Origin of the sequence: Halomonas sp. MCCC 1A11062, from assembly GCF_021404355.1 — a bacterium.
In the GTDB taxonomy this organism is placed as follows: domain Bacteria; phylum Pseudomonadota; class Gammaproteobacteria; order Pseudomonadales; family Halomonadaceae; genus Halomonas; species Halomonas aerodenitrificans.
The window spans coordinates 30,007-54,976 of sequence record NZ_JABFTW010000019.1; the positions used below are offsets into that span (position 1 = coordinate 30,007).

Here is a 24,970-nt window from a genome sequence, read left to right on the forward strand (position 1 = left end):
GGGCCCTCGGCCCCGCCGCATTTTCTGGTGCCTTGCTGACGCTGGCCCTGTCGGGGCCGGTGGCCGGCGAGGCGCATGGCGATGCGCTGTGTGCCATCGACGACCGCGAGCGGGAGGTGTGCCTCGAGGCACCGGCCAGGCGTATCGCCGCGCTCTCGCCCGGCGCCACCGAGCTGGTCTACGCCGCCGGGGCGGGGGAGAAGGTGGTGGCAGTAGTGGCCTTCAGCGACTATCCGCCAGAAGCCAAGGACGTGCCGTCGGTGGGCAGCCACACCCGCATGGATCTGGAAACCCTGGTGACGTTGACCCCCGACCTGGTGATCGGCTGGATGACCGGCAATCCGCCCGAGCAGCTCGAGACCATCGAGGCGCTGGGTATGCCGGTATTCTACATCGAGCCGCGGGACTTCGAGGGCGTTTCCGGCGCCATCGAGCGCCTGGCACTGCTGGCCGATACCCGCGAGGAGGGCGAGCGGGTCGCCGCCGAATTCCGCGACGGCATGGCGTCGCTGGCCGAGCGCTACGCCGATGCCGAGCCGATATCGGTGTTCTACCAAGTGTGGGACGAGCCGTTGATGACCATCAACGACGAGCACCTGATCGGCAAGGTGCTGACCCTGTGCGGCGGCGTCAACGTCTTCGGCGAGCTGTCGCGGCTGGTGCCGCGCATCGACGACGAGTCGGTGCTGGCCGCCGACCCCGAGGCAATCCTGGCCGGCGGCATGGGCGAGGAGAACCGCGGATGGCTGACCCATTGGCAGCAGTATCCCAGCATGACCGCCGTCGAGCGCGACAATCTCTACTTCGTGCCGCCGTCGCTGATTCAGCGCCCCACGCCGCGGCTGCTGGAGGGCAGCCGCCTGTTCTGCGAGCAGCTCGAGCGTGCCCGTGCCAAGCGCTGAAGCCGGCATGATCACGCCCCGGCGCTCATTGTGGCCGCCGCTGGCCGTGCTCGCGCTGCTGGGTCTCACGGCCCTGCTGGTGTCGGTCACCCTGGGCAGCGCCGCGCTGTCGCTGGGCGACGTATGGGCGGTGGCGCGCGGCGAAGGCAGCCCCCTGGCGCGCACGCTGATTCTCGACCTGCGCATTCCCCGTTCCCTCTCGGCCTTCGCCGTGGGTGGCCTGCTCGCTGTGGCGGGGGCGTTGATGCAGGTGCTGCTGCGCAATCCTCTGGCCGACCCCTATGTGCTGGGCCTTTCCGGCGGCGCCTCGGTGGGGGCGCTGGCGGCGATGCTGGCGGGGCTGGGTGGGGCGGTGATCACCGGCTCTGCCTTCGCTGGGGCCTTTCTCTCCACGCTGCTGGTGTTCGGCCTGGCCCACGGTACCGGCAGCTGGACCCCTTCGCGGCTGCTGCTCACCGGCGTGGTGGTGGCCGCCGGCTGGGGCGCGGTGATCACCCTGATGCTGGCGATAAGCCCCGCCGAGCGCCTGCCCGGCATGCTCTACTGGCTGATGGGCGATCTCTCCTACTCGCGCTCCCCCTGGCCGCCGCTGGCGCTGCTGCTGGTCATCTGCCTGCTGCTGATGCCGCTGGGGCGTAGCCTCAATGTCATGGCTCGCGGCCCGCTGCAGGCGGCGGCCCTTGGGGTCAACGTGCGCCCGCTGGAGTGGACCATCTACGTCGTGGCCAGCGTGCTCACCGCCACTGCGGTGACCACCGCCGGCAGCATCGGCTTCGTCGGTCTGGTGGTGCCGCACATGCTGCGTCTGGTGCTGGGCAACGACCAGCGCCTGATCCTGCCGGCCTGCGCCCTGACCGGCGGCACCCTGCTGGTGCTGGCCGATACCCTGGCGCGTACCATGATCGCCCCGGAGCAGTTGCCGGTGGGGGTGATCACCGCGCTGCTCGGCGTACCCACTTTCCTCTATCTGCTGTACCGGAGCCGCTGATGAACCGCCTCGAGATCCGCGAGCTGGTGATCGACGTGCCCGATCGGCGCGACGGCCAAGCGCTCACGCTCAGCGTCGAGCCGGGGCAGGTGTGGGGCGTGCTCGGCCCCAACGGCGCCGGCAAGACCACGCTGCTGCACACCCTGGCCGGGCTGCGTGGGCCGCGGGCAGGGCAGGTGCTGATCGACGGTCGCCCACTGGCGGCGTTGGGGCGGCGACAGGTGGCGCGTACCCTGGGCCTGGTGTTCCAGGAGCGCCACGACGGCTTTCCCGCCACGGTGCGTGAGACGGCGCTGATCGGTCGCCATCCATGGCTCTCGGCGTGGCAGATGGAGGGCGGCGAAGACCTGCGCCTGGCCGAGGCGGCACTCGAACGCCTCGACGTCGCGCACCTGGCCGAGCGTCTGGTCAGTACGCTCTCGGGCGGAGAACGCCAGCGCCTGGCGATCGCCACGGTGCTGACCCAGGCGCCGCAGATCTGGCTTGCCGACGAGCCCACCAACCATCTCGACCTGCACCACCAGAGCGCGGTGATGGCGCTGCTCGCCGAGCAGGCCGCCGAAGGCCGCGCGGTGATGATGTGCCTGCACGATCTCAACCTGGCGGCGCGCTGGTGCGATCACTTGCTGCTGCTCTATCCCGACGGCGAGGCGTGCTGGGGCCCGGCGGACAACATGCTGGTACCCGCCGCCCTGGAGCGGCTCTACGGCCAGCGACTGGCCACCGCCGAGATCGATGGCGCTCCGGTGTTCGTGCCGGTTAGATGAGGAGAGGAAGCCTGAGTTGGGCTTCTCAGGCGGGCTTCTCCGCCGATCTTTTTATAGTGCGCAGCGAAAGCGCATGATTCGGCTCTGATCGACGGGATCTTCGAGGATGTCGGCCTGCACACCGAAGGTGCGGCGCAGCCTGGCGGCGGTCAGCACCTGTTCGGGCGTGCCGAGGTCGACCAGCCGGCCGGCCTCCATCACGCCGATACGGTCGCAGTCCATGGCCTGGTTGAGGTCGTGCAGGGCGATGACCACCGTGACCGGCAACTGCTTGACCAAGCGCAGGATCGAGAGCTGATGGCGGATGTCGAGGTGGTTGGTGGGCTCGTCGAGCAGCAGGATACGCGGCTGCTGAGCCAGGGCGCGCGCAATGTGCACGCGCTGGCGCTCGCCGCCGGAGAGGGTATGCCAGAGGCGCTCCGCCAGGGGCAGCATGCCGACGTCCTCGAGGGCGCGGTGGACGATGGCGTCATCCTGCTCGGTCCAGGGTTGCAGCGGCGAGAGGAAGGGGGTGCGGCCCAGCTCCACCACCTCTCTGGCGCCGATGCGCTCGTGGGTCTCCGCCTGCTGCTCGACGAAAGCGATGCTACGGGCGATATCGCGCTGGGGCATTGCCTGCATCGGCCGGTCGTCCAGCAGCACACGCCCACGCTTCGGTCGTTGCAGTCCGGCCAGTACGCGCAGCAGCGTGGTCTTGCCCGAGCCGTTCGGGCCGATCAGGCCGAAGGTCTCGCCGGGGGCAATGCTGAGGCTGACGTCATCCAGCAGCTTGTGTCCGTGGATCGTCCAGCCGACGCCTTCCGCAGTCAGTCTCATCGTCTTCTCGTCCCACGAATCAGAATGACGGCGAAGGCCGGCGCCCCGACCAAGGCCGTGACCACGCCTATCGGCAGCACCTGCCCCGGCACGATGATGCGCGAGATGATGTCGGCGCCGATCAGGAACACGGCGCCGGCCAGCGCCGATGCCGGTATCAGCCGGGTGTGGCGGTTGCCCACCAGAAAGCGCATGGCATGAGGAATCACCAGCCCCACGAAGCCGATGGCGCCGACCATCGACACCATCGTTGCCGTCACCAGCGCCATGACGGCGATCAGGATTGCCCGCACGCGGCGCACGGCGATGCCCATCGAGGCGGCACTGTCGGCACCGAAGGTGAAGGCATCCAGGGCGCGCCGATACCACAGACACACCAGCAGGCCGCCCAGGGCGGCGGGCAGGCCCAGGGTGACGTCGTCCCAGCGCACCCCGGAGAGGTTGCCCATCAGCCAGAACATGATGCCCCGGGCCTGTTCGGCATTAGCCGACTTGGCAATGATGAAGGCGGTGAGGGCATTGAACAGCTGTGACCCGGCGATGCCGGCCAGAATGATGGCGCCTGCGGCCTGGGCGCTGCGCCCACCCCCGGTGCCGCTGCCGGCGGCACGGGCGAGCAGTACCACCAGGGAGAACGCCAGCCCCGCACCGGCAAAGGCGCCAAGAGAGAGCGTCACGGCGCCGGCTCCGAGTCCGGCAATGGTGACCGCCACGGCGCCGGTCGAGGCGCCGGCGGAAATTCCCATCAGGAAAGGGTCGGCCAGAGGGTTGCGCAGCAGGGCTTGCAGGACGACGCCGGACAAGGCCAGCCCGGCACCGCAACAGGCGGCGAGGATGGCGCGGCTGAGCCGGTAGTTCCAGACGATGCCGGCGTCGATTCGGTCGACGACATGCTCCGCTCCCCACAGCCGGTTCGCCAATACCTTGAGAATGGTCTCCAGCGGAATCGCCGTTTCGCCGATCGCGGTGCCGGCCATCACGGCCAGGAACAGAATCGATGGCGCGAGCCAGACCCAGCGCCATCGGAGCACCACTGGTGAGCGCAATGTCGCGGCCAGGTTCATCGTTCGAAGGAGAGCGTCGTCAAGGCATCGGCCAGCGATTCCAGGCCGAAGATCGTGCGCATGGTGGCACTCATTGCATGAGCATCCATCTCGACGATGTTGCCGTTCTTCACCGCCGTCATCTCTCGGGTCACCGGATCATTGTGCAGAAAGTTCAGCTTTTCTTCGATGTCATCGGCGGGAAAACGTCGGCGATCCATGCGCGCGATAACGATCAGGTCAGGGTCGGAGCGGGCAATGGATTCCCAGCCGACGATAGGCCACTCCTCATCAGATTGAATGACGTTGCGAATACCCAGTTGCTCCATCATGTAGCCGGGTGCGCCAAGCCTACCGGCAACGTAAGGATCCACCGAGCTATCGGGAGAAGAGAACCAGAAAACTGCCGACAGATCTTGAGGGAGCTCCAGGCTTTCGGCCTTGGCAATGGCATCGGATTCACGAGCTTCGAGATCGGTCACCAGCGCTTTGCCGGCCTCCTGCACGTCGAAAATAGCAGCCAGCTCGGTGATGCCCTTGTAGACGTGAGCGGGGGAGAAGGCGGCGGTACGGGTGCCGTCACCTCCGGTGCTGTTGTCCTTGGTGTCGCAGTCGGCGGGCATGATGTAGGTGGCAATGCCCAGTTCGTGGAACTGTTCACGACTCGCCACGCTGCCGGTGGGCCCCACATGCCACTCGTACTGAGCCGCGACGAGCTCCGGTCGACGATTCACCACGGATTCGAAGCTCGGATCATTGTCGGCCAGTCGTTCGATGCCGGCGTTGATTTCGCTAAACTCCGGCAGCACGGGGTTGAACCAGACCGAGGTGCCGAGCACCCGGTCGGCAAGGCCCAGGGAGTAGAGAATCTCGGTGGCGGATTGCCCAACAGTAACGGTGCTTTCAGGAGCGGAAGAGAAGCTGATTTCCGTGCCGCAATTGGTGAGAGTCAATGGGTATTCCGTATCACTAGCCATGGCAAATGAGGCAGGAATTAGTGTCAATGAAAGCAGGAGATGTCGAGTGGTTTTCATTGGTCGGTGTCCTGAGTTGAGGAGACTTATTCAGATGGTTTTGCGTAAATCCAGGAATTGCTGCCATCTCTTTCCTCGCGACGGCCGTGGATTTCCTGCCTTTGGCCTGAGGTGGAGTGCGCGAATGGCGAGGATCATGATTCAAACCTGCGGTAAAAGACAACCCCAAAATTTCCTTTGAGCTTGGTGCTTACGGAGCGCCTTGGAGCTGCTCGGGGAAGCTTTTTCATGCTGTTAAATCCAAGAATTTCAGTCGATTGCGAGCGAGATGGCTGTGAAATGAGCCACCGCAGGCACTGAGGTCAGGCCAGGACACGCTGCGCATTGCGCTGGTTGCGCCAGTTCCTTTACGATGGTCCGACTGAAATGGGTGCCCCTGTGTCTAGGGGATAATCGGGAAGTATGGTGAGGCCGTAGGCCAATTCCATCGCTGCCCCCGCAACGGTAATGAGTGAGTCGCCTGCAGGAACCACTGGCATTGTGCTGGGAAGGTGCAGGCTGCGACGTCGTTCTGGCGTCCTCCTCGAGCCCGGAGACCGGCCCATCAATCCATCATCATCCCGTACCGGTGCGGTGGGCACCGAGGAGATGCCGTGCCTGCGTTCGCTCCATCCGCCCCTCCCGCGGCGTCGTTGCCGTTTACGACCGATGGCTTGTCGGCCGTGTGCCGCTGCGTGTCCAGCCGGTGCATGGTGAGGCTCCCGTGAGCGAATTTCCCTTTGCCGCCGTGGTCGGCCTGGCAGAACTCAAGACCGCGCTGCTGCTCAACGCCATCAACCCTCGTGTGGGCGGCGTGCTGATCAGCGGGCCGCGTGGCAGTGCAAAATCCACCCTGGCACGGGCCCTAGCGGCGATCCTGCCTGACGATGGCGAAGGGCGTCGGCCGCCCTTCGTCACCCTGCCCCTGGGGGCTAGCGAGGAGCGCCTGACCGGCAGCCTGGACCTGCAGCGGGTACTCGCCGAACGCGAGGCGGCCTTCCAGCCGGGGCTGCTGGCCAAGGCGCACGGCGGCGTGCTCTACGTCGACGAAGTCAACCTGCTGCCGGACTCCCTGGTGGACCTGCTGCTCGACGTGGCCGCCAGCGCTACCAACGTCGTCGAACGCGACGGTGTCAGCCATTCCCATCCCGCTCGTTTCCGCCTGATCGGCACCATGAACCCGGACGAGGGCGAGCTGCGCCCGCAGCTGCTCGACCGCTTCGGCCTCTGCCTCGAACAGCACGCTTCGGTCAGCGTGGAAGAGCGCATCGCCATCGTGCAGCAGCGCGAAGCCTTCGACCGCGATCCCCAGGGCTATGTGGCACGTCACGCCGAGACCCAGGCAGCGCTGACCCAGCGTATCCGGCGTGCCCAGTCGGCGCTGCCAGAGATCGTCAGCGAGGCGTGGGTTTACGAGCACATCGCGCTTGGCTGCCAGGAGGCCGGCGTCGAAGGGCTGCGGGCGGACGTGACCTGGCATCGTGCGGCCCAGGCCCATGCCGCCTGGCGCGGCGCCGCTGCCGTGGCCAGGGAGGATCTGGATGTCGTCGAGCCCTGGGTGCTGGCGCATCGGCGGACCTCGCCGCCTGCCCAGGAGCCAGGCAAGCACTCGGCCCATAACCCGCCTCCGCCGCCAAGCTCCGGTACGCCACCCGCGTCGAGCGGGCCGGCAGGTCCCGGTGGCGACACGGCCGGCTCAAGCGGCCAGGGGCAGTGGGGCGCCATGCCGCCGGTAGCGCAGAAAAGCGTCAGCGTGCCGGCCCCGAGCCTGTCGGACAGTGTCGCCCATGAGCGTGGACCCGATTGCGCCAAGGCTTCCCAGGCGCCTGCTGTGGTCAGGCGTCGGGGGCATCAGCGTCGCTCCTACCTGGCATCGCCCCGGCCGGACTGGTTCGCCACCCTGGTCGCTAACCGCGGCCGCTGGCCCTGGCGTCGGCTGGAGCATCGCAAGATGCAAGCCGCTCCGCCGACGGTTCATCTGGTGCTGCTGGATACCTCCGCCTCGACCCTGGGGCGGCAACTGCTGGGGCGGGCCAAGGGGCTGGTCGAGCAGCTGGCCCGGCAGGCCTATGCCGCCCGCGAGCAAATGGCCGTGCTCGGCTTCGGCAATGACGGTGTCACACCGATCCTGCTGCGCCGCCGTGCGCCCAAGGCGCTGCGTGAGCGGCTCGACAATGCTGACGGCGGTGGCGGCACACCGCTGCGCCAGGTCGTGCTGCAGGCGGCGCGGTTGATTCGCCAATGGCGGCGGCAGGAGGCCGACCTGCGCATACGCACCTACCTGATCACCGACGGCCGCACCCGGCAATCCCTGGCCGGCCTGCCGGCGCTGGGCGATTGCCTGGTCGTCGATACCGAGCAGGCCGCCGTCAGGCGGGGGCGGGGCGAGACCATCGCCGAGCAGCTCGGCGCCCGCTATTGTCGCCTGCCGCTGTCGGCGGGCCGTCCACGGCCAGGAGGCCAGGCGTGATGCAGGAACCTGTCGAGCGGACGAGCGCTGCCTGTCCCGCGCTGTTCATCGCCGCACCGGCCTCGGGCCAGGGCAAGACCACGCTGACCGCGGCGCTGGCCCGGCTGCTGCGCAACCGCGGCAAGGTGGTGCGGGTGTTCAAGACGGGGCCGGACTACCTCGACCCTCAGATTCTGGCCCAGGCCTCTGGCCGGCCGGTGGACCAGCTCGACCTGTGGATGGCGGGGGAGACCTACTGCCGCCAGCGCTTCTTCGAGGCGGCCTGCGAGGCGGACCTGATCCTGGTGGAGGGCGCCATGGGGCTGTTCGACGGCGAGCCCTCCAGCGCCGACCTGGCCGCCCTGTTCGGCCTGCCGCTGGTCATCGTCATGGACGTCAAGGGCATGGCCCAGACCGCCGCGGCGCTGGTGGCCGGCCTGGCGGGCTTTCGTGACGATATCCACATTGCCGGGCTGATCGCCAACGCCTGCGCCTCGCAGCGTCACCGTGAGCTGATCGAGTCCGCTCTGCCTGCCGAGATTCCGCTGCTTGCCGCAGTGGCGCGGGACGGAGCGCTGACCCTGCCCGAACGTCACCTGGGACTGGTGCAGGCCGACGAGATCCGCGCCGAGCTGGAGCAGCGCTTCGAGGCCGGCGCCAGGGCGCTGGATGCCGAGGGGCTGGCGGAAGCGCTGCTGCAGCTGCCGCCGGTTACCTTCGAGGCGCCGAGACAGGCCGCCGAGGCCCCCATGCCATCGCTGCGAGGGCGAGTCATCGGAGTGGCCCGGGACGCGGCCTTCAGCTTCATCTACCAGGCCAACCTGGATCTGCTGGAGCGCATGGGGGCGACCCTGCGCTTCTTCTCGCCCCTGGTCGACCGCCACCTGCCGCCCTGCGATGCGCTGTGGCTGCCGGGCGGTTATCCCGAGCTGCACGCCGCTCAACTGGCGGCGAACGCATCGATGCGCGACGAGCTGCGCCGCTTCTTCGCCGCCGACAAGCCGATCCTCGCCGAGTGCGGCGGCCTGCTCTACTGCCTGGAGCGCCTGACCGATACCGGCGGCGAGACCCACACCATGCTGGGGCTGCTGCCGGGCCACGGCGCCATGCGCGGACGCCGCGGCTGTCAGGGCCTGCAGACCGCCGAGCTGCCGGAGGGGCCGGTGCGTGGCCACGCGCATCACCGCTCGATGGCGGAAGGCACGCCCGCGCCCATCGCCTTCTGTCGGCGTCAGCGCCACCCCGCACCGGGCGAGGCGATCTACCGTCAGCGCGGCCTCACGGCCAGCTACCTGCATCTGTTCTTTCCTGACAATCCCGACGCCCTGGCCCGGCTGTTCACGGCGAGCGGGCAGTCGGCAAGCGCTTTAGAGACTCATTCCATCACTTCACTGGAGTCCCAAGGATGAACCTGAACAAGATTCCCGCCACGGTGGTGACCGGCTTCCTGGGCAGCGGCAAGACCACCCTGCTGGCCGCCATGCTGCGCCAGGTCACCGGCAAGCGCATCGCCGTCATCGTCAACGAGTTCGGCGAGCAGGACATCGACTCCAGCCTGCTGCGCGGCTGTGCCTTGAGCTGTGAAGAGGGTAATGAAGAAGGCCGTGACGAGGCGGGTGACGCTCCGGTGGAGGTCGAAAACGGCATCTATGAGCTGGCCAACGGCTGTATCTGCTGCACCGTGGAGGAGGAGTTCCTGCCGGTGATGAAGACGCTGATGGCCCGCCGCGACACGATCGATCATATCCTGATCGAGACCAGCGGCCTGGCCCTGCCCAAGCCGCTGGTGCAGGCGTTCAACTGGCCGGAGGTGCGTCAGCACTGCACCGTGGATGCCATCATCACCGTGGTCGACGGTCCGGCGGTGGCTGCCGGCCGCTATGCCCACGACGTGGAGAGGGTGGAGGCCCAGCGCCGCGCCGACGAGTCCCTCGATCATGACCCCAGTCTGCGTGAGCTGCTCGACGACCAGCTCAGCGCGGCGGATCTGGTGCTGGTCAGCAAGACCGACCTGCTCGACCCGGCCGAACGGGCCCGGGTGGAAGCGCTGGTCGCACAGCGGGTGCCGGCATCGGTGAAGACCCTGTTCATCGACAAGGGGCTGGCCGAGGACCGCGCCCAACTGGAGGCGCTGATGGGCATCGGCGCGGCCAGCGAGGAGGGCATCGACCATATCGACAACCACCACGACCGCCACCATGCCGAGGGCGCCCACCACGACCACGCCCACGATCACTTCGACTCTTGCGTGATCCGCCTGGGAGAGGTCGACGGCGAGGCCCTGGCGGCACGCCTGCAGCAACTGCTGCAGAACCACGAGATCTATCGCGCCAAGGGCTTCGCAGCGATTCCCGGCAAGCCCATGCGCCGGGTGATCCAGGCCGTGGGCGAGCGCCTGGACGGCTACTTCGACCGGCTGTGGGGACAGGACGAGCCGCGGGCTACCCAGCTCGTCTTCATCGGCAAGGGGCTGGATAGCGCGGCGCTGCGCGATGCCCTGGCGGATACCGAGATCGCGACGAGCCCCTGATGCATCTCTTCGCCGCCAAGCCGGGGGGCTTCGTCGACGACGAGGGTATCGTCGATCTGCAGCAGAGCCCCGCCGAGGTCGTCATCCTGTCGGCCGCCGACAGCAGCCTGTCGGCCCTGGCCCAGGCGGCGGAGCGTCTGGCCGAGAGCGGCGGTGAGGGCTTTCCCTCGCTGCGCCTGGCCAACTGGATGAACCTGATCAAGCCGGCCGCCTACGACCTCTACGAAGACCGGGTGCTGGAGCAGGCGCGGCTGGTGATCGTCTCGCTATTGGGCGGCAGCGGCTACTGGCGCTACGGCCATGAGCGCCTGCTGGCCTGGGCCGCTGCCGACCGGCGCCGCCAGTTGATCCTGGTGCCGGGCTGTGACGCCCCGGACGACGCCCTGCTGGCGGACTCCAGCGTGCCTGTCGCCACGGCCCATCGGGTTTGGCGCTACCTGCGCGAGGGCGGGGTCGACAATGCAGAGCAGCTACTGCGCTGTATCGGCAGCGAGTGTCTTGGGCTGCCGCTGGCGTGGCGCGAACCCCAGGCGCTACCCGCGGCGCTGCTCTATTTTCCCGGAACATCCGCCCGGAAATCCCTGCAGGACCAGTCGGCGGTGACGCTCAACGAGTGGCGCAGGCAGCAGGACGCGACGCGCCCGGTCTGCTTGCTGCTGTTCTATCGCAGCCATCTACAGGGCGCCAACACGGCGGTGCTGGATGGCCTGCTCGAGGTGCTCGAGCACCAGGGGTTCGCGCCCCTGGCGGTGGCGGTGGCCTCGCTCAAGGAGCCGGCCTGCCTGGCCTTCGTCAATCATCTGCTCGAGCAGACCGGGGCCGGCATCGTGATCAACACCACCGGTTTCTCGGTCAATCGCCATGCCGACGAGAGCGAGGCGCCGCTGGAAGAGCAGCTCGATGAGGATCTCGCGGGGCTCTTCGTCGGTCGGCCGGTGGTGCTGCAGGCCATCCTCTCCAGCAGCACCGAGGAGGACTGGCAGGCCGAGGCCGGTGGCCTGCGCAGCCGCGACATGGCCATGCAGGTGGTGCTGCCGGAGATGGACGGCCGCATCATGACCCGGGTGGTGGGCTTCAAGAGCGAGGCCCACTACAGCGAGCGCTGCCAGCTGCCGGTGATTCGCCATGCCCTGCACCCGGAGCGTGCCGCCTTCGTCGCCCGGCTGGCACGGCGCTTCAGCGACCTGCAGCGCACGCCGAACCGGCACAAGCGCCTGGCGCTGGTGCTGGCCAACTACCCCAATCGCGACGGGCGCATCGGCAACGGCGTCGGCCTCGACACGCCGGCCTCGACCCTGGCGATCCTGCGCGCCCTGGCGGCGGCGGGCTATCCGGTCGACGAGCTGCCGGCGGATGGCGATGCGCTGGTGCGGCGGCTGCAGGCGGGGGTGACCAACGACCCCCGGGGGCTGGAGCAGCGCGGCTGCTGGCAGAGCATCGCCCTCGACGACTACATGGCCTGGTTCCGGACCCTGCCGCAAGCGCTGCAGGAGGCGGTATGGCAGCGCTGGGGCGCGCCCAGCGAGGACCCCAAGCATCGCCAGGGCCGGCTGATGATCGCCGGCATTCGCCTGGGTGAAACCTTCGTCGGCATCCAGCCTCTGCGCGACCTGGGTAACGACCCGCTCCAGAGCTACCACGACAGCGAGCTGGTGCCGCCCCACAGCTACCTGGCCTTCTATCTCTGGCTGCGCGAGCACTACCGGGTGGATGCGCTGATCCACGTTGGCAAGCATGGCAACCTGGAGTGGCTGCCGGGCAAGAGCGCGGCGCTCTCCGCCGAGTGCTGGCCCGACGTCGCCCTGGGGCCGCTGCCGCACTTCTATCCCTTCATCGTCAACGACCCGGGCGAGGGCGCCCAGGCCAAGCGCCGCAGCCAGGCGGTGATCGTCGATCACCTGATGCCGCCGCTGGCCCGTGCCGAACTCTATGGCGCCATGGCCGAACTCGAGGCGCTGACCGACGAGTACTACCAGGCCCTGGGCATGGACCCACGCCGCGAGACCCTGCTGCGCGAGCGCATCCTCGGCCACCTGCGCGATACCGGGATCGACCGCGAGCTGGCGCAGGGTAGAACAGGCGGGGAAGCGGCCGGGCAGACGGACGACGAGCACCTGCTCAACGAGCTGGACACCTACCTGTGCGACATCAAGGAGGCCCAGATCCGCCACGGCCTGCACGTGCTGGGCAGCCTGCCGCCCCGGGACAAGCTGGCCGGAACCCTGGTCGCCATCCTGCGGCTGCCGCGGGGCGATAAGCCGGCCCAGCGCGGCCTGCTGCACAACCTGGCCGCCGACCTGGGCCTACCGCCGGAGTTCGACCCCCTGGCGGCCGGGGCTGAGTCCTGGCACGGTCCGCGGCCGACAGCGCTGGCCGAGCTGGACGATTCCCCCTGGCGCAGCGCCGCCGATACCCGCGAGCGCCTGGAGCTGCTGGCCCACCGCCTGGTGGAGACGCACGTCGTGACGGAGGGCAGCCTGACCAGCCTGGCCCATGACTATCCGGCTACCGCCGAGCAACTGCGGCATGTGCGCGGCGGGCTTTGGGCGGCGATGCAGCGCGGCGTCGAGATGGAGATCCAGTCGCTGCTGGTTGGCCTCGAGGGGCGTTTCGTCCCTCCCGGACCGAGCGGTGCGCCCAGTCGCGGGCGCCTGGACGTGCTGCCCACCGGGCGCAACTTCTTCAGCGTCGACAACCGCTCGATTCCGTCGCCGGCCGCCTGGTCGCTGGGCGAAGCCTCGGCCCGGGCCTTCGTCGAGCGCTACCTGCAGGATCACGGCGACTATCCGCGGCGGCTGGGCCTGTCGATCTGGGGTACCGCCACCATGCGCACCGGCGGCGACGACATCGCCCAGGCCTTCGCCCTGATGGGAGTGCGGCCGGTGTGGTCGCTGGGCTCGCGGCGGGTGATCGACGTCGAGGTGATTCCCGCCATGCTGTTGGGGCGGCCGCGGGTGGACGTCACCCTGCGGGTCTCCGGCTTCTTCCGCGACGCCTTCGCCAACGTCATCCGCCTGTTCGACCGGGCGGTACGGGCGGTGGCCGAGTACCAGGAGCCGGGGGAGGCCAACACCATCCGTGCGGCGGTCATGGCGCGCCGGCAGGAGCTCGAGGCGCAGGGCCGCTCCCCTGAGCAGGCGGCGCGGGAGGCCGGCTATCGGGTCTTCGGCAGCCGGCCCGGCGAGTACGGCACCGGCCTCAACCGGCTGCTCGACGAGCGCGCCTGGCGGCACGCCGATGACCTGGCCGACGCCTACCTGGCGAGCGGAGCCTACGCCTACGGCCAGTTTCCCGAGTCGGGGGTGGCGGCCCGGGCGGCCTTCGAGCACCAACTCGAAGGGCTGGAGGCGGTGATGCACAACCAGGACAACCGCGAGCACGACATCCTCGACTCCAACGGCTACTACGCCTTCCAGGGCGGCATGGCCAACGCCAGCCGCGCCCTCAGCGGCCAGGCACCGAGCATCTATCACGCCGATCATGCCAATCCGGCGCGACCGCGCATGCGCAGCCTCGAGCAGGAACTGGCCCGGGTGATCCGCTCCCGGGTGCTCAACCCCAAGTGGATCGAGGCCATGCGCGAACACGGCTACAAGGGGGCTGCGGAGATGGCGGCAACGGTGGACTACCTGTTCGCCTACGACGCCACCACCGACCTGGTGGCCGACTACCAGTATGCCCAGGTCAGCCAGGCGCTGGTGCTGGATGACGAGAACCAGGCGTTCCTGCGCAAGCACAATCCGGCGGCCATGGAGGAGATGGCCGAGCGCCTGCTCGAGGCCATCCAGCGCGGCCTGTGGCGGGAGCCCGGCGAACAGGGCCCGGCCCTGCAGGACCTGCTGCTGGAGATCGACGAAACCCGGGAGGTGGCGGCGCCATGACGAACCAGGCGAATCGGCCGGCGGGCGCGCCGCGCATCAAGGGCTGGTGTCCCGGCGCCTGGCGCCCCATGGCTTCCGGCGATGGGCTACTGGTGCGCGTGCGCCCCCCGCTGGGGCGGCTCACCCGGCACCAGATGCTGGCCCTGTGCGAGGCGGCCGAGACCTTCGGCAGCGGCCTGATCGAACTCACCAATCGGGCCAACCTGCAGCTGCGCGGCGTATCCGACGCCAGCTGGCCCGGGCTGATGGCCTTTCTCGTCGAGCACGGCCTGGTGGCGGCGGACCCGCAGGAGGAGCGTCGGCTGCCGCTGTTGCTGGCGCCCGACTGGCAGCCGGGCGACGCCACCCATGAGGTGGCGCGACGCTTGGAAGCCCGGCTCGATGCGCTGCCGGCACTGCCGGCCAAGATGGGCGTGGCCATCGATGCCGGCGCCGTGCCGCTGCTGGGCGAAGTCTCGGCGGATTTCCGTATCGAACGCTCGCTGGAAGGGGGCTTGGAAAGGGGCTTGGAAGGGGGCTTGCCGGCGCAGTCTTCGGGCGCCTTGCTCGTCCGTGCCGACGGGCGGGAAAAGGGCACCCCGGTGGACTCGCCCGCGGCCGCCGTCGAGCTGCTGATTTGCCTGCTGCACTGGTTCGTCGACAGCGGCGGGATCGACGCCGGCCGCATGCGTCGGCACCCGGCGCCGCTGCCGCCCTGGGCGCCTGCTACGCAGCGGCCTGCCGCCGCCGGTTGCGTGCCGGCCCTGGGACAGCACGCCTGGGGCCGGGTGCTGGGCCTGCCGTTCGGGCGGGCACCGGCGGCGACGCTGCGGGCCGCGGTCATTGCGGACTCGGTCGGCGGCGTGCGGGTCACCCCCTGGCGACGACTGCTGGTAGAGGGCTTTCCCGTCGGGGCGCCTTCGCCGCCGGGGCTGCTGGAGAGCGAGTGCGATCCGCGCCTGGCCATGCAGGTCTGCCCGGGGGCGCCTTACTGCGAGCAAGCCAGCGTGGCGACCCTGGGGCTGGCTCAGGAATTGGCCGAACGGCTGAACGGCCAGGTAGCGGGCAGCGTGCACCTGTCCGGCTGCGCCAAGGGCTGCGCCTGCCAGACGCCCACGGACCTCTGCCTGACCGGCCGGGCGGGACGCTTCGACCTGATCGTCGGCGGTCGCGCCGATGGGACGCCGGTGGCCACCGGCCTGGATGAATCCGATGTTATCGAACACCTAGAGAAGAATCGCGATGCCTTACGTCTATGAAACGGACGGCCCGGCCATCTACCGGGAGTCCTTTTCCATCATCCGGCGCGAGGCCGAGCTGGCGCGCTTCGCGCCGGAGGAGGAGCCGGTGGCGGTGCGCATGATCCATGCCGCCGGGCTGGTGGAGCTCGCCGCACATATCCATTTCCGCGGCGATGCGGTGAACCGGGCCCGGACGGCGCTGGAGCAGGGCGCTCCCATCCTGTGCGATGCGCGCATGGTCTCCGAGGGCATCACTCGCAAGCGCCTGCCGGCGGACAACGCCGTCATCTGCACCCTGCACGACGAGCGGGTGCCCGAGCTGGCCAGGGAACTGGCCACCACCCGCTCGGCGGCGGCGCTGGAGCTGTGGCGGCCCCATCTCGACGGGGCGGTGGTGGCGATCGGCAATGCGCCCACCGCGCTGTTCCATCTGCTCAACATGCTGGAAGACCCGGCGTGCCCGCGTCCGGCGGCGATCATCGGCTGCCCGGTGGGCTTCGTGGGAGCCGCCGAATCCAAGCAGGCCCTGTGGGAGAGCGCCGCGGCCCCCTGCGTGATCGTCGAAGGCCGCCTCGGCGGCAGCGCGGTGACGGTGGCCGCCCTCAATGCCATGGCGGATCGCAGCGAATGAGCCAAGCAACCATCACACCGGGCACCATCCACGGCGTCGGACTCGGCCCCGGCAGCCAGGACCTGATGAGCGTGCGCGCCGACCGGCTGATTCGTGGGGCCACCCACGTCGCCTATTTCCGCAAGAAGGGGCGCCGCGGCCATGCCCGCAGCATCGTCGAGGGCCTGCTGGCGCCCGACGCGATCGAGATCCCGCTGGAGTATCCGGTCACCACCGAAATCCCGTTCGACGACCCGCTCTACAACGAATTGCTGGCGGCCTTCTACGAGAACAGCGTCGCGCAGCTCCGCGAGATCGCCGAGGCCGGGTGCGATGCAGTGGTGCTGTGCGAGGGCGATCCGTTCTTCTACGGCTCCTTCATGCACCTCTATACCCGCCTGCAGGGTCGGGTGCCGGTGGCAGTGGTGCCCGGCATCACCGGCATGTCCGCCGCCTGGACCGCCACCGGGCAGCCGGTGACCTGGGGCGACGACATCATGACCGTGCTGATGGGCACCCTGCCCGAAGCGATGCTGGTCGAGCACATCGCGCGGACCGATGCCCTGGTGGTGATGAAGATCGGTCGCAACCTGGCCAAGCTGCAGCGCGCGCTGGCCGAGGCCGGCCGGGAGCAGGAGGCCTGGCTGATCGAGTACGCCGCCATGCCGCAGCAGCGGATACGGCCGTTCCGCGAGGTCGGCGACAGCGTGCCCTACTTCTCCATCGTGGTGATCCATGGCAACGGGAGGCGGCCATGAGAGATCCTGCGTGGGGGAAGGAAGGGTGGCTGAAGGTGGTCGGCCTCGGTCCGGGCGATGCTGCGCTGATCACCCCCGAAGTCTCCGCCGCCCTGAACGAGGCCACCGACGTGGTGGGCTACGTGCCCTACGTCGAACGGGTGGCGCCGCGGCCGGGGTTGGTACGCCACGGCTCTGACAACCGCGAGGAGCTCCGCCGCGCGGAGCAGGCGCTGCGGCTGGCCGCCGAGGGGCAGCGGGTGGTGGTGGTCTCCTCGGGGGACCCCGGGGTGTTCGCCATGGCCGCGGCGCTGTTCGAGGCGCTCGAGGCCGGCGAGCCCGAGTGGCGCGAGCTGGACATCCAGGTGCTGCCGGGCATCTCCGCCATGCTGGCCGCCAGTGCACGCCTGGGGGCACCGCTGGGCCACGACTTCTGCTGCATCAACCTCTCCGACAACCTCAAGCCCTGGGGGCTGGTGGAAAGGCGTCTGCGATTGGCCGCCGAGGCCGATTTCGCCATGGCCTTCTACAACCCGCGCTCCCGCGCCCGACCGGAGGGCTTCGTCCGCACTCTTGAGGTGCTGCGCGAGGCCTGCGGGGCGGAGCGCCCGATCATGTTCGCCCGGGCCGTCTCCACGCCGGAAGAGCAACTGACGGTCACCACGCTGGGCGAGGCCACGGCGGAGATGGCCGATATGCGTACCCTGGTGATGGTGGGCTCCAGGCAGACGCGGCTGATCCGGCGTGAAGGCGTGCCCTGGATCTATACCCCGCGCTCGGCCCCGGGTTCTGACTCAAGGCCTGACGCAGGAGCCGAGCCGTGATGCAGCCAGGCCAACACCGCATCGACCGAATGCACCTCGCGCCGGGGCGGCGGCACTGGCCGCTCGATCATCACCACCGGCACGCCCAGCCGGCGAGCGGCGTCGAGCTTGGCGATGGCGCCGGTGCCGCCGGCGTTCTTGCACACGACGCGCTGGATGCCGTGCTCGCGCAGCAGTGCCAGGTCGCCGTCCAGCGTGAAGGGGCCGCGGTCGAGGACGATATGGTGGTGGGGCAGGGGCGGCGGCGTCTCGGGAGCGTCGACCAGACGCAGCAGATAGTGGTGCTGGGGCTGGGCGGCGAAGGCGGCGAGCTGCTGACGGCCGATGGCCAGCAGGATGCGCTGGGGCGGGCCGGCCAGAGCCTGTACCGCCGCTTCGACATCGGCGACCGGTGTACAGCGGTCCCCGGCCTGGGGTACCCAGGGCGGGCGGGTCAGGGCGATCAGCGGGATGCCGCTGTGGCTTGCCGCGGCCACGGCGTTGCGGCTCATCCGCTCGGCGAAGGGGTGGGTGGCATCGACCAGATGGGTAATGCGCTGCTCCGTCAGGAAGGCGGCCAGGCCCGCCACGCCGCCGAACCCGCCGACCCGGGTGGGCAGCGGCTGGGGCTTGGGAGTGCTCACTCGCCCGGCATAACTGAACAGGGCCGGGACCTCGCGCTCGGCCAGCGCGGTCGCCAGGGCGCTGGCTTCGCTGGTACCACCCAGAATCAGGACGTTCATCGAGGCTTCTTGAGCTCCTCTTCTTTACAAGCCGCTGGACAGATGAGCGCCGGGGGCAAGGCGCAGCGAGGGTCTTTTGCCATGGATGGCAAAAGTAGCGCCCAGGGAAGGGTTTACAGCGCCCTCGCGAAGGCTTGTCGCCGGCACAGCTCATCTCGTTGCGAAGGACTCGGTCAATGGCTGACGTAGAGACTCCCTGGCTGACCCTGCTTGGCTGGGGGGAAGGTGGCACAGAAGGGCTGACCGCGGCAAGCCGCGAGGCGCTCGAGGCCGCCGAGCTGGTGTTCGGCGCCCGGCGCCATCTACGCCTGCTGCCGCCGCTGTCCGCCGAGGTGCGGGAGTGGCCGGTGCCCTTCGCCGAGGGCATTCCTCGACTGCTGGCCGAGCGGGGTCGGCGGGTGGTCATGCTGGTCTCCGGCGATCCCTTCTGGTTCGGTGCCGGGTCCACCCTGGCGCGCCATCTACCCGCCGCGGAGTGGCGGGCGCTGCCGGCGCCTTCCACCTTCAGCCTGGCGGCAGGGCGCCTGGGCTGGCCGCTGGAAGCGTGTACCTGCCTCGGCCTGCACGCCAAGCCGCTGACGCGCATCCGGCCCTACCTGCAGCCGAACCGACGCTTATTGGTACTGCTGCGGGACGGGAACGCCGTCCATGAACTGGCCTGCCTGTTGGTGCGCTTCGGCTTCGGTGGGTCGCGGCTTCACGTGCTGGAAGCGCTGGGCGGAGACGACGAGCGCATTCGCTGTATACGGGCGGATGCCGCCCTGCCCGGCGATATCGCCCACCCGGTGGCGGTGGGGCTTGAGGTGGCCGGTGAGGGGCCGGCCTTGCCGCTGACGCCCGGCCTGCCGGACGCGCTGTTCGAGCACGATGGCCAGATCACCAAGCAGGCCGTGCGCGCCATGACCCTGGCCGCCCTGGCCCCGGTAGCGGGGGAGCGGCTGTGGGACATCGGCACAGGCTCGGGCTCGATCGCCATCGAGTGGCTGCTGGTTCATCCAGAGAACCAGGCGGTGGCTTTCGAGTTCCACGCCGAGCGGGCGGCGCGGGCGCGGCGTAATGCCGACAACCTTGGCGTCGACTGGCTCGAGGTGGTGGAAGGCGATGCCGTGGCGATGTTGGAAGGGAGTGCCCTGGCAGACGCACCAGCGCCCGAGGCGGTCTTTATCGGCGGTGGACTATCGGACACCTTGCTGGAGGCGCTGTGGCGGCGCCTGCCGCCCGGGGTGCGCCTGGTCGCCAACGCAGTGACCCTGGAGTCCGAGGCCCTGCTGGCCGAGTGGCAGCGGCGGATTGGCGGCGAGCTGCTGCGCATCGAGCTGTCCAGCGCCGCTCCCCTCGGCAACCGTCGCGGCTGGAAGGCCAGCTACCCCATCGTGCAGTGGCGGGTGACCCGATGACGGCGGCATCGAACGACATGCGCGTGGTCGGCTTCGGCTTTCGCCGCGCGGCACCGCTGGCCTCGCTGGCCGACCTGCTGGCACAGCTGGAGGCGCGCTATGGCCCCGTCGACCGCCTGGCGGCGGCAGCGTCCAAGCAGGCGCTGGTTCAGGCGCTGGGACGCGCGCGGGGCCTTGCTGTGATCTGCGTGGAAGACGAAACGCTGCCATCGGTCGCTACCCTCACGTACTCCCGCCATAGCCTGACGGCCCGGGGCACGGGCAGCGTCGCCGAGGCCATCGCCCTGCTGGCGGCGGGGCCGGGGGCGACCCTGCTCGCGCCCCGGCTGGTTTCTGCGGATCGCATGGCTACCGCGGCGCTGGCCCGAGCGTCACTGCCGCCAGGAGAGTCAACATGACCATACACTTCATCGGTGCCGGCCCCGGCGCGCCGGACCTGCTGACGCTGCGCGGGCGCGATCTCATCGCGGCCTGCCCCGTCTGCCTCTACGCGGGCTCGCTGGTGCCCGAGCAGATCCTGGCCCACTGCCCGGAGGGCGCCCGTATCGTCAATACCGCGCCGCTCTCCCTCGACGAGATCGTCGCCGAGATGCGCGCCGCCCATGCTGCCGGTCATGACGTGGCCCGGCTGCACTCCGGCGACCTGTCGATATGGTCGGCCCTGGGCGAGCAACTGCGCCGCCTGCGCGAGTTGGCGATTCCCTACACCATCACCCCGGGCGTGCCGGCCTTCGCTGCGGCCGCCGCCACCCTGGGCCAGGAGCTGACCCTGCCGGGGGTGGCGCAATCCGTCGTGCTGACACGAACGCCGGGGCGCGCCAGCGCCATGCCGGCGGGCGAGACCCTGGCCAACTTCGCCAGCAGCGGCACCACCCTGGCGATCCACCTTTCAATCCACAACCTGTCTCAGGTCGCCGCCGAGTTGCTGCCGCACTATGGCGCCGAGTGCCCGGTGGCCATCGTCTGGCGGGCCAGCTGGCCCGACGAGCGGGTGGTGCGGGGGCGACTGGCGACGGTGGAAACCCTGGTCGACGACGCCCTGCAGCGCACCGCGCTGATCCTGGTGGGGCCGGTACTCGACAGTCAGGACTTTCAGGAAAGCAGTCTCTATGCGGTCGGCTACGACCGCCGCTTTCGGCCGCAGTCGGCGGACTCGCCCTTTGCCGGCTCTGCTGACGAGAGGGGCGAGGCATGATCTCACTCTCGCTGATCGGTATCGGCACCGGCAACCCCGAGCATGTCACCCTGGCCGCGGTGCGGGCGCTCAATGAAGCAGACCTGATCCTCCTACCGCGCAAGGGGGAAGCCAAGTCGGACCTGATCGACCTGCGCCGGTTGCTGTGCCGCGATCTGCTCGAGGCGTCATCCCGCACCCGGGTCGTGGAGTTCGATCTGCCGTGCCGCGATGCCCGCGCCGACTACCTGGGCGCGGTGGACGACTGGCATGACGCCATTGCCGAGGTGTGGGCGGACCTGATGGCAACGCACCTGCCTGAAGGCGGGCGGGTCGGTATGCTGATCTGGGGCGATCCCTCGCTCTACGACAGCAGCCTGCGGATTGCCGAGCGTCTAGGTGACAAGGGGCAAGCGCTCGAAATACGCGTGGAGCCCGGCATCACCAGCCTACAGGCACTCACCGCCGCGCACTGCATCCCCCTGAATGCGCTGGCCGAACCGGTGTTGATCACCACGGGCCGGCGACTGCGGGAGCGCGGCTGGCCCAGTGACGCCGAGAGCGTGGCGGTGATGCTCGACAGCGGCGGTGCCTTCCAGGCGCTGCCTCAGGAAGGCCTCACTATCTGGTGGGGGGCCTATCTGGGCATGGACAAGCAGTGCCTGATCGACGGCCCGCTGGTGGACGTGGCCGCGACGATCCTCGAACGGCGTGCCGCCCTGCGTGAACGGCACGGCTGGATCATGGACGTCTACCTGTTGCGGCGAGTGTAATTAAGGAGAGTGCAATGAAGACGGTCGACCCCCAGCGCCATGCCGAGCGCATGGCCCACAAGCAGAAGATCATGCATGAGCGCATCGCCCGCGCCGACAAGGAGCAGGGCGTGCTGCTGGTGCTCACCGGCCCCGGCAAGGGCAAGAGCAGCTCCGGCTTCGGCATGCTGGCTCGCGCCTTGGGCCACGGCATGAAGGTGGGCGTGGTGCAGTTCATCAAGGGCAAGTTCCAGACCGGCGAGGAGGCCTTCTTCCGCCAGCAGTCGAACGTCGACTACCACGTGATGGGCGAGGGCTACACCTGGGATACCCAGGATCGCGACAAGGACGTGCAAGCCGCCGAGGCAGCCTGGGAGGTGGCGCGCGGCATGCTCGAGGATCCCGCGGTCGATCTGGTGCTGCTCGACGAGCTCAACATCGCGCTGCGCCACGGTTACCTGGAGCTCGATCGCGTACTCGACGACCTGCAGGCCCGCCCGCCCATGCAGCACGTGGTCGTTACCGGCCGGCACGCCCCCGAGGCGCTGATCGAGCTGGCCGACACCGTCACCGAAATGAAGGTGGTCAAGCACGCCTTCAAGGAGCAGGGGATCAAGGCGCAGAAGGGCATTGAACTCTAGCTGATGATTCGGCTGGAGGGGATGATGAGCTTCTCCGGCGACAAGCCATCGCGAGGGCGCTGTGAACCCATCCCTGGGCGCTACTTTTGCCATCCATGGCAAAAGACCCTCGCTTAGACTTGTCCCCGGCGCTCATCCTGCCGAGCTCACGCATTATCAGCTTTTCGCTGGCAGTCATCCTGCCGACTCGTTCCCTCATGACTTTTTGGAGAGCCGCATGGCAGAACACAGCGGGCGAGCCGATCACGCTTTTCCCCCGCCACAGCGGGAGGGACTCTACCGCGCGATTCACGAGCGCCGCGACGTGCGCGCCCAGTTCCTGCCGGATCCCGTGCCGCCTGAGGTGCTGGCCCGGCTGCTGGACGCCGCGCACCATGCGCCGTCGGTGGGCTTCATGCAGCCCTGGGACTTCCTGGTGATCGACAGCCTGGAGGTGCGCCGCCGGGTGCATCGGCTGTTCCTGCAGGAGAACGAGCGGGGGGCGCAGCAGTTTTCCGCTGAGCGGCAGCAGGCGTACCGCCGCCTCAAGCTCGAAGGCATCCTTGAGAGTCCGCTCAACCTCTGCATCACCTGCGACCGGAGCCGTGGCGACGGCCCGGTACTGGGGCGCACCAGCATCGTCGACACGGACCTGTTCAGCACCTGCCTGGCAGTGCAGAACCTGTGGCTGGCGGCCCGCGCCGAGGGCATCGGCCTGGGCTGGGTCAGCATTCTCGATCAGCAAGAGCTGGCGACGATCCTCGACCTGCCAGAACAGGTCTACCCCTTGGCGTACCTGTGTCTGGGCTATGTCAGCGAGTTTCTGCAGCAGCCCGAGCTGGCCCGCTCCGGGTGGCGCCAGCGCCTGCCCCTCACCGAGCTGGTGCATGGCAACGGCTGGGGGCAGGCGCTGGCGGACGAGGCGCTTCACGAGGCGTTGCGAGAGGTGGCCAAACCATGCCAACCCTGATGATCCAGGGCACTACCTCGGACGCTGGCAAGAGCACGGTGGTGGCGGGGCTGTGCCGGATGCTGGCCCGGCGCGGGGTGTCGGTGGCGCCGTTCAAGCCGCAGAACATGGCGCTCAACAGCGCGGTGACGGTGGACGGCGGCGAGATCGGCCGCTCCACGGCGCTGCAGGCGCTGGCGGCAGGTGTGGCGCCCCACAGCGATATGAATCCGGTGCTGCTCAAGCCGGAGAGCGACCGCGGCGCCCAGGTGATCCTGCGCGGGCACGTGCAAGGCCACATGGACGCGCTGGACTACCACGCCTACAAGCGCACCGCACGGGAGAGCGTGCTGGCGGCTTGGCAGGCGCTGTCGAGCCGCTATGACGTGATCATTGCCGAGGGGGCGGGCAGCCCGGCGGAGATCAACCTGCGCGCCAACGATATCGCCAACATGGGCTTCGCCGAGATGGTCGACTGCCCGGTGATCCTGGTCGGCGACATCGACCGCGGAGGGGTCTTCGCCCAGCTGGTGGGCACCCTGGAACTGCTCAGCGAGAGCGAGCGCTCACGTACCCGTGGCTTCATCGTCAACCGCTTCCGCGGCGACATTTCTCTGCTCGAGCCGGGCCTCGACTGGCTTACCGAGCGCACCGGCAAGCCGGTATATGGCACGCTGCCCTATCTGCAGGGCTTGCTGCTCGATGCCGAAGACAGCATCGGCCGCAGCGGGCGGGTGGGGGCGGGGGCCACGCTCAAGGTCGTGGTACCGGCGCTGCCGCGCATCAGTAACCACAACGACTTCGACCCGCTGCGTCTGCATCCCCAGGTCGACTTGACCTTCGTTGGGCCCAATCAGATCGGGCCAGGCCGGGAGATCCCGCCGACGGATCTGATCGTCCTACCCGGCAGCAAGAGCACCCGTAGCGACCTCGCCTGGCTGCGTGCCCAGGGCTGGGAAGAAGCGATACAGCGCCATCTGCGCTATGGCGGCCGAGTGCTCGGCATCTGCGGCGGCTTTCAAATGCTGGGCCGGGCGGTGCACGACCCCGACGGCCTGGAAGGGCCGGCAGGATCGACTCCCGGTCTGGGGCTGCTCGAGTTCGAGACGCGCATGGTGGCGGGTAAGCAGCTGCGCAATGTGAGTGGGCACTTGCTAGCCGAAGAGGTGCCGATCGCCGGCTACGAGATCCATAACGGAGTGAGCGAGGGGCCGGCCCTGGCAAGGCCTCTCGTTGTGCTGGAGGGCCGGCCGGACGGTGCCGAAAGCGCAGATGGCCGGGTCATGGGCACCTACCTGCATGGCCTGTTCGATCGGCCCGAGGCGTGCGCGGCGCTGCTCGCTCGCTGCGGGCTCGATGCGCCGGGAGGCGCGGTGGATTACCAGGCCCATCGCCAGCAGGAACTCGACCGGCTGGCCGACTGCCTGGAAGCGAACCTGGATATGGCCGCCATCGAGCGCCTTATGGGGCTTTGAGTCGATGGGACTTTGAGCCCCAGGGCTCATTGTTCTTTAGTCCTATTCCCTCGCAAGGGGGCCGTTGCATTGTGTAAGCGCCGTTACGGCACCTGCGTTCG

At 69.0% G+C, this 24,970-nt stretch carries 22 protein-coding genes and 1 riboswitch; of the genes, 18 read left to right on the forward strand and 4 right to left on the reverse strand.

Translation table 11 applies throughout. The features are described 5' to 3' along the window. Positions 1-32 precede the first annotated feature (32 nt). Genes HOP58_RS17505 through HOP58_RS17515 form a run of 3 tightly spaced genes read left to right on the forward strand, consistent with a single transcriptional unit; the run spans position 33 to position 2,657 of the window. Entirely contained in the window at positions 33-902 is an 870-nt protein-coding gene (locus HOP58_RS17505; protein WP_234261028.1) for a cobalamin-binding protein, read from the forward strand. Positions 903-909: 7 nt separating this feature from the next. Then, positions 910-1,890 (forward strand): iron ABC transporter permease, encoded by a 981-nt coding sequence (locus HOP58_RS17510; protein WP_026038222.1) that lies wholly within the window; start codon positions 910-912, stop codon positions 1,888-1,890. Further along, the gene (locus tag HOP58_RS17515) at positions 1,890-2,657 is read left to right on the forward strand and encodes an ABC transporter ATP-binding protein (RefSeq protein ID WP_010629274.1); all 768 of its coding nucleotides are present in this window, start codon (positions 1,890-1,892) and stop codon (positions 2,655-2,657) included. Before HOP58_RS17510 ends, HOP58_RS17515 begins: the two co-directional genes overlap by 1 nt. A 51-nt stretch (positions 2,658-2,708) precedes the next feature. Here the strand turns inward: HOP58_RS17515 and HOP58_RS17520 are convergent, their stop codons facing one another. Genes HOP58_RS17520 through HOP58_RS17530 form a run of 3 tightly spaced genes read right to left on the reverse strand, consistent with a single transcriptional unit; the run spans position 2,709 to position 5,550 of the window. Continuing rightward, positions 2,709-3,473 carry an ABC transporter ATP-binding protein gene (locus HOP58_RS17520; RefSeq protein ID WP_010629273.1) on the reverse strand — a complete coding sequence of 255 codons (765 nt, stop codon included), beginning with the start codon at positions 3,471-3,473 and terminating at the stop codon, positions 2,709-2,711. Then, positions 3,470-4,537, reverse strand: a complete 1,068-nt coding sequence (locus HOP58_RS17525; protein WP_234261029.1) for an iron ABC transporter permease — start codon at positions 4,535-4,537, stop codon at positions 3,470-3,472. Before HOP58_RS17525 ends, HOP58_RS17520 begins: the two co-directional genes overlap by 4 nt. After that, on the reverse strand, positions 4,534-5,550 hold the full coding sequence (locus tag HOP58_RS17530) for an ABC transporter substrate-binding protein (RefSeq protein ID WP_234261030.1): 1,017 nt from the start codon (positions 5,548-5,550) through the stop codon (positions 4,534-4,536). Before HOP58_RS17530 ends, HOP58_RS17525 begins: the two co-directional genes overlap by 4 nt. Before the next feature lie 351 nt (positions 5,551-5,901). Continuing rightward, a riboswitch (cobalamin riboswitch) is annotated at positions 5,902-6,110 on the forward strand. Positions 6,111-6,253: 143 nt separating this feature from the next. Here HOP58_RS17530 and HOP58_RS17535 point away from each other — a divergent pair. From HOP58_RS17535 to cobJ, 8 genes are read left to right on the forward strand one after another with little or no spacing between them, the layout of a single operon-like run. Then, positions 6,254-7,999 (forward strand): AAA family ATPase, encoded by a 1,746-nt coding sequence (locus tag HOP58_RS17535; RefSeq protein WP_234261031.1) that lies wholly within the window; start codon positions 6,254-6,256, stop codon positions 7,997-7,999. Beyond that, on the forward strand, positions 7,999-9,387 hold the full coding sequence (locus HOP58_RS17540; protein ID WP_234261055.1) for a cobyrinate a,c-diamide synthase: 1,389 nt from the start codon (positions 7,999-8,001) through the stop codon (positions 9,385-9,387). The genes HOP58_RS17535 and HOP58_RS17540 overlap by 1 nt, the downstream gene beginning before the upstream one ends. Further along, on the forward strand, positions 9,384-10,508 hold the full coding sequence (cobW, locus tag HOP58_RS17545) for a cobalamin biosynthesis protein CobW (RefSeq protein ID WP_010629268.1): 1,125 nt from the start codon (positions 9,384-9,386) through the stop codon (positions 10,506-10,508). The genes HOP58_RS17540 and cobW overlap by 4 nt, the downstream gene beginning before the upstream one ends. Next, entirely contained in the window at positions 10,508-14,389 is a 3,882-nt protein-coding gene (cobN, locus tag HOP58_RS17550) for a cobaltochelatase subunit CobN (protein ID WP_234261032.1), read from the forward strand. The genes cobW and cobN overlap by 1 nt, the downstream gene beginning before the upstream one ends. Continuing rightward, positions 14,386-15,627, forward strand: coding sequence for a cobalamin biosynthesis protein CobG (locus tag HOP58_RS17555; RefSeq protein WP_234261033.1), 1,242 nt, complete (start codon positions 14,386-14,388; stop codon positions 15,625-15,627). The genes cobN and HOP58_RS17555 overlap by 4 nt, the downstream gene beginning before the upstream one ends. Further along, positions 15,611-16,240: a precorrin-8X methylmutase gene (locus HOP58_RS17560; RefSeq protein ID WP_103968109.1), complete on the forward strand. Its 630-nt coding sequence runs from the start codon at positions 15,611-15,613 to the stop codon at positions 16,238-16,240. Before HOP58_RS17555 ends, HOP58_RS17560 begins: the two co-directional genes overlap by 17 nt. A gap of 11 nt (positions 16,241-16,251) precedes the next feature. Beyond that, entirely contained in the window at positions 16,252-16,977 is a 726-nt protein-coding gene (gene cobI, locus HOP58_RS17565) for a precorrin-2 C(20)-methyltransferase (protein WP_234261056.1), read from the forward strand. Then, the gene (gene cobJ, locus HOP58_RS17570) at positions 16,974-17,780 is read left to right on the forward strand and encodes a precorrin-3B C(17)-methyltransferase (RefSeq protein WP_234261034.1); all 807 of its coding nucleotides are present in this window, start codon (positions 16,974-16,976) and stop codon (positions 17,778-17,780) included. The genes cobI and cobJ overlap by 4 nt, the downstream gene beginning before the upstream one ends. On the opposite strand, the gene HOP58_RS17575 is transcribed toward cobJ, so the two are convergent. Continuing rightward, positions 17,720-18,502 carry a cobalt-precorrin-6A reductase gene (locus HOP58_RS17575; RefSeq protein WP_234261035.1) on the reverse strand — a complete coding sequence of 261 codons (783 nt, stop codon included), beginning with the start codon at positions 18,500-18,502 and terminating at the stop codon, positions 17,720-17,722. The two genes, cobJ and HOP58_RS17575, sit on opposite strands and share 61 nt — an antisense overlap. 176 nt (positions 18,503-18,678) lie before the next feature. On the opposite strand from HOP58_RS17575, the gene cbiE reads away from it, so the two are divergent. The 7 genes from cbiE (at position 18,679) to HOP58_RS17610 (ending at position 24,869) form a co-directional block, all read left to right on the forward strand. Continuing rightward, positions 18,679-19,899 carry a precorrin-6y C5,15-methyltransferase (decarboxylating) subunit CbiE gene (gene cbiE / locus HOP58_RS17580; protein ID WP_234261036.1) on the forward strand — a complete coding sequence of 407 codons (1,221 nt, stop codon included), beginning with the start codon at positions 18,679-18,681 and terminating at the stop codon, positions 19,897-19,899. Continuing rightward, on the forward strand, positions 19,896-20,297 hold the full coding sequence (locus HOP58_RS17585; protein ID WP_234250204.1) for a cobalamin biosynthesis protein: 402 nt from the start codon (positions 19,896-19,898) through the stop codon (positions 20,295-20,297). Before cbiE ends, HOP58_RS17585 begins: the two co-directional genes overlap by 4 nt. Then, positions 20,294-21,094: a precorrin-4 C(11)-methyltransferase gene (gene cobM / locus HOP58_RS17590; protein WP_234250203.1), complete on the forward strand. Its 801-nt coding sequence runs from the start codon at positions 20,294-20,296 to the stop codon at positions 21,092-21,094. Before HOP58_RS17585 ends, cobM begins: the two co-directional genes overlap by 4 nt. Next, positions 21,091-21,846 (forward strand): precorrin-6A synthase (deacetylating), encoded by a 756-nt coding sequence (cobF, locus tag HOP58_RS17595; RefSeq protein WP_234261037.1) that lies wholly within the window; start codon positions 21,091-21,093, stop codon positions 21,844-21,846. The genes cobM and cobF overlap by 4 nt, the downstream gene beginning before the upstream one ends. 14 nt (positions 21,847-21,860) lie before the next feature. Next, positions 21,861-22,466 (forward strand): cob(I)yrinic acid a,c-diamide adenosyltransferase, encoded by a 606-nt coding sequence (cobO, locus tag HOP58_RS17600; protein ID WP_159553184.1) that lies wholly within the window; start codon positions 21,861-21,863, stop codon positions 22,464-22,466. Between the two features lie 217 nt (positions 22,467-22,683). Continuing rightward, a complete protein-coding gene (bluB, locus tag HOP58_RS17605; protein WP_234261038.1) occupies positions 22,684-23,415 on the forward strand; it encodes a 5,6-dimethylbenzimidazole synthase in 732 nt (243 codons plus the stop codon). Continuing rightward, positions 23,403-24,869 carry a cobyric acid synthase gene (locus HOP58_RS17610; protein ID WP_234261039.1) on the forward strand — a complete coding sequence of 489 codons (1,467 nt, stop codon included), beginning with the start codon at positions 23,403-23,405 and terminating at the stop codon, positions 24,867-24,869. Before bluB ends, HOP58_RS17610 begins: the two co-directional genes overlap by 13 nt. The last annotated feature ends 101 nt before the right edge of the window (positions 24,870-24,970 follow it).

Coding starts and splice junctions, on each gene's coding strand:
- cobJ (WP_234261034.1), top strand. CDS start 16,974: ATGAGAGATCCTGCGTGGGGGAAGGAAGGGTGGCTGAAGGTGGTCGGC.
- HOP58_RS17510 (WP_026038222.1), top strand. CDS start 910: ATGATCACGCCCCGGCGCTCATTGTGGCCGCCGCTGGCCGTGCTCGCG.
- cbiE (WP_234261036.1), top strand. CDS start 18,679: ATGGCTGACGTAGAGACTCCCTGGCTGACCCTGCTTGGCTGGGGGGAA.
- bluB (WP_234261038.1), top strand. CDS start 22,684: ATGGCAGAACACAGCGGGCGAGCCGATCACGCTTTTCCCCCGCCACAG.
- cobO (WP_159553184.1), top strand. CDS start 21,861: ATGAAGACGGTCGACCCCCAGCGCCATGCCGAGCGCATGGCCCACAAG.
- HOP58_RS17575 (WP_234261035.1), bottom strand. CDS start 18,502: ATGAACGTCCTGATTCTGGGTGGTACCAGCGAAGCCAGCGCCCTGGCG.
- cobM (WP_234250203.1), top strand. CDS start 20,294: ATGACCATACACTTCATCGGTGCCGGCCCCGGCGCGCCGGACCTGCTG.
- HOP58_RS17540 (WP_234261055.1), top strand. CDS start 7,999: ATGCAGGAACCTGTCGAGCGGACGAGCGCTGCCTGTCCCGCGCTGTTC.
- cobW (WP_010629268.1), top strand. CDS start 9,384: ATGAACCTGAACAAGATTCCCGCCACGGTGGTGACCGGCTTCCTGGGC.
- cobF (WP_234261037.1), top strand. CDS start 21,091: ATGATCTCACTCTCGCTGATCGGTATCGGCACCGGCAACCCCGAGCAT.
- HOP58_RS17610 (WP_234261039.1), top strand. CDS start 23,403: ATGCCAACCCTGATGATCCAGGGCACTACCTCGGACGCTGGCAAGAGC.
- HOP58_RS17530 (WP_234261030.1), bottom strand. CDS start 5,550: ATGAAAACCACTCGACATCTCCTGCTTTCATTGACACTAATTCCTGCC.
- HOP58_RS17585 (WP_234250204.1), top strand. CDS start 19,896: ATGACGGCGGCATCGAACGACATGCGCGTGGTCGGCTTCGGCTTTCGC.
- HOP58_RS17520 (WP_010629273.1), bottom strand. CDS start 3,473: ATGAGACTGACTGCGGAAGGCGTCGGCTGGACGATCCACGGACACAAG.
- HOP58_RS17515 (WP_010629274.1), top strand. CDS start 1,890: ATGAACCGCCTCGAGATCCGCGAGCTGGTGATCGACGTGCCCGATCGG.
- HOP58_RS17555 (WP_234261033.1), top strand. CDS start 14,386: ATGACGAACCAGGCGAATCGGCCGGCGGGCGCGCCGCGCATCAAGGGC.
- HOP58_RS17525 (WP_234261029.1), bottom strand. CDS start 4,537: ATGAACCTGGCCGCGACATTGCGCTCACCAGTGGTGCTCCGATGGCGC.
- HOP58_RS17560 (WP_103968109.1), top strand. CDS start 15,611: ATGCCTTACGTCTATGAAACGGACGGCCCGGCCATCTACCGGGAGTCC.
- cobN (WP_234261032.1), top strand. CDS start 10,508: ATGCATCTCTTCGCCGCCAAGCCGGGGGGCTTCGTCGACGACGAGGGT.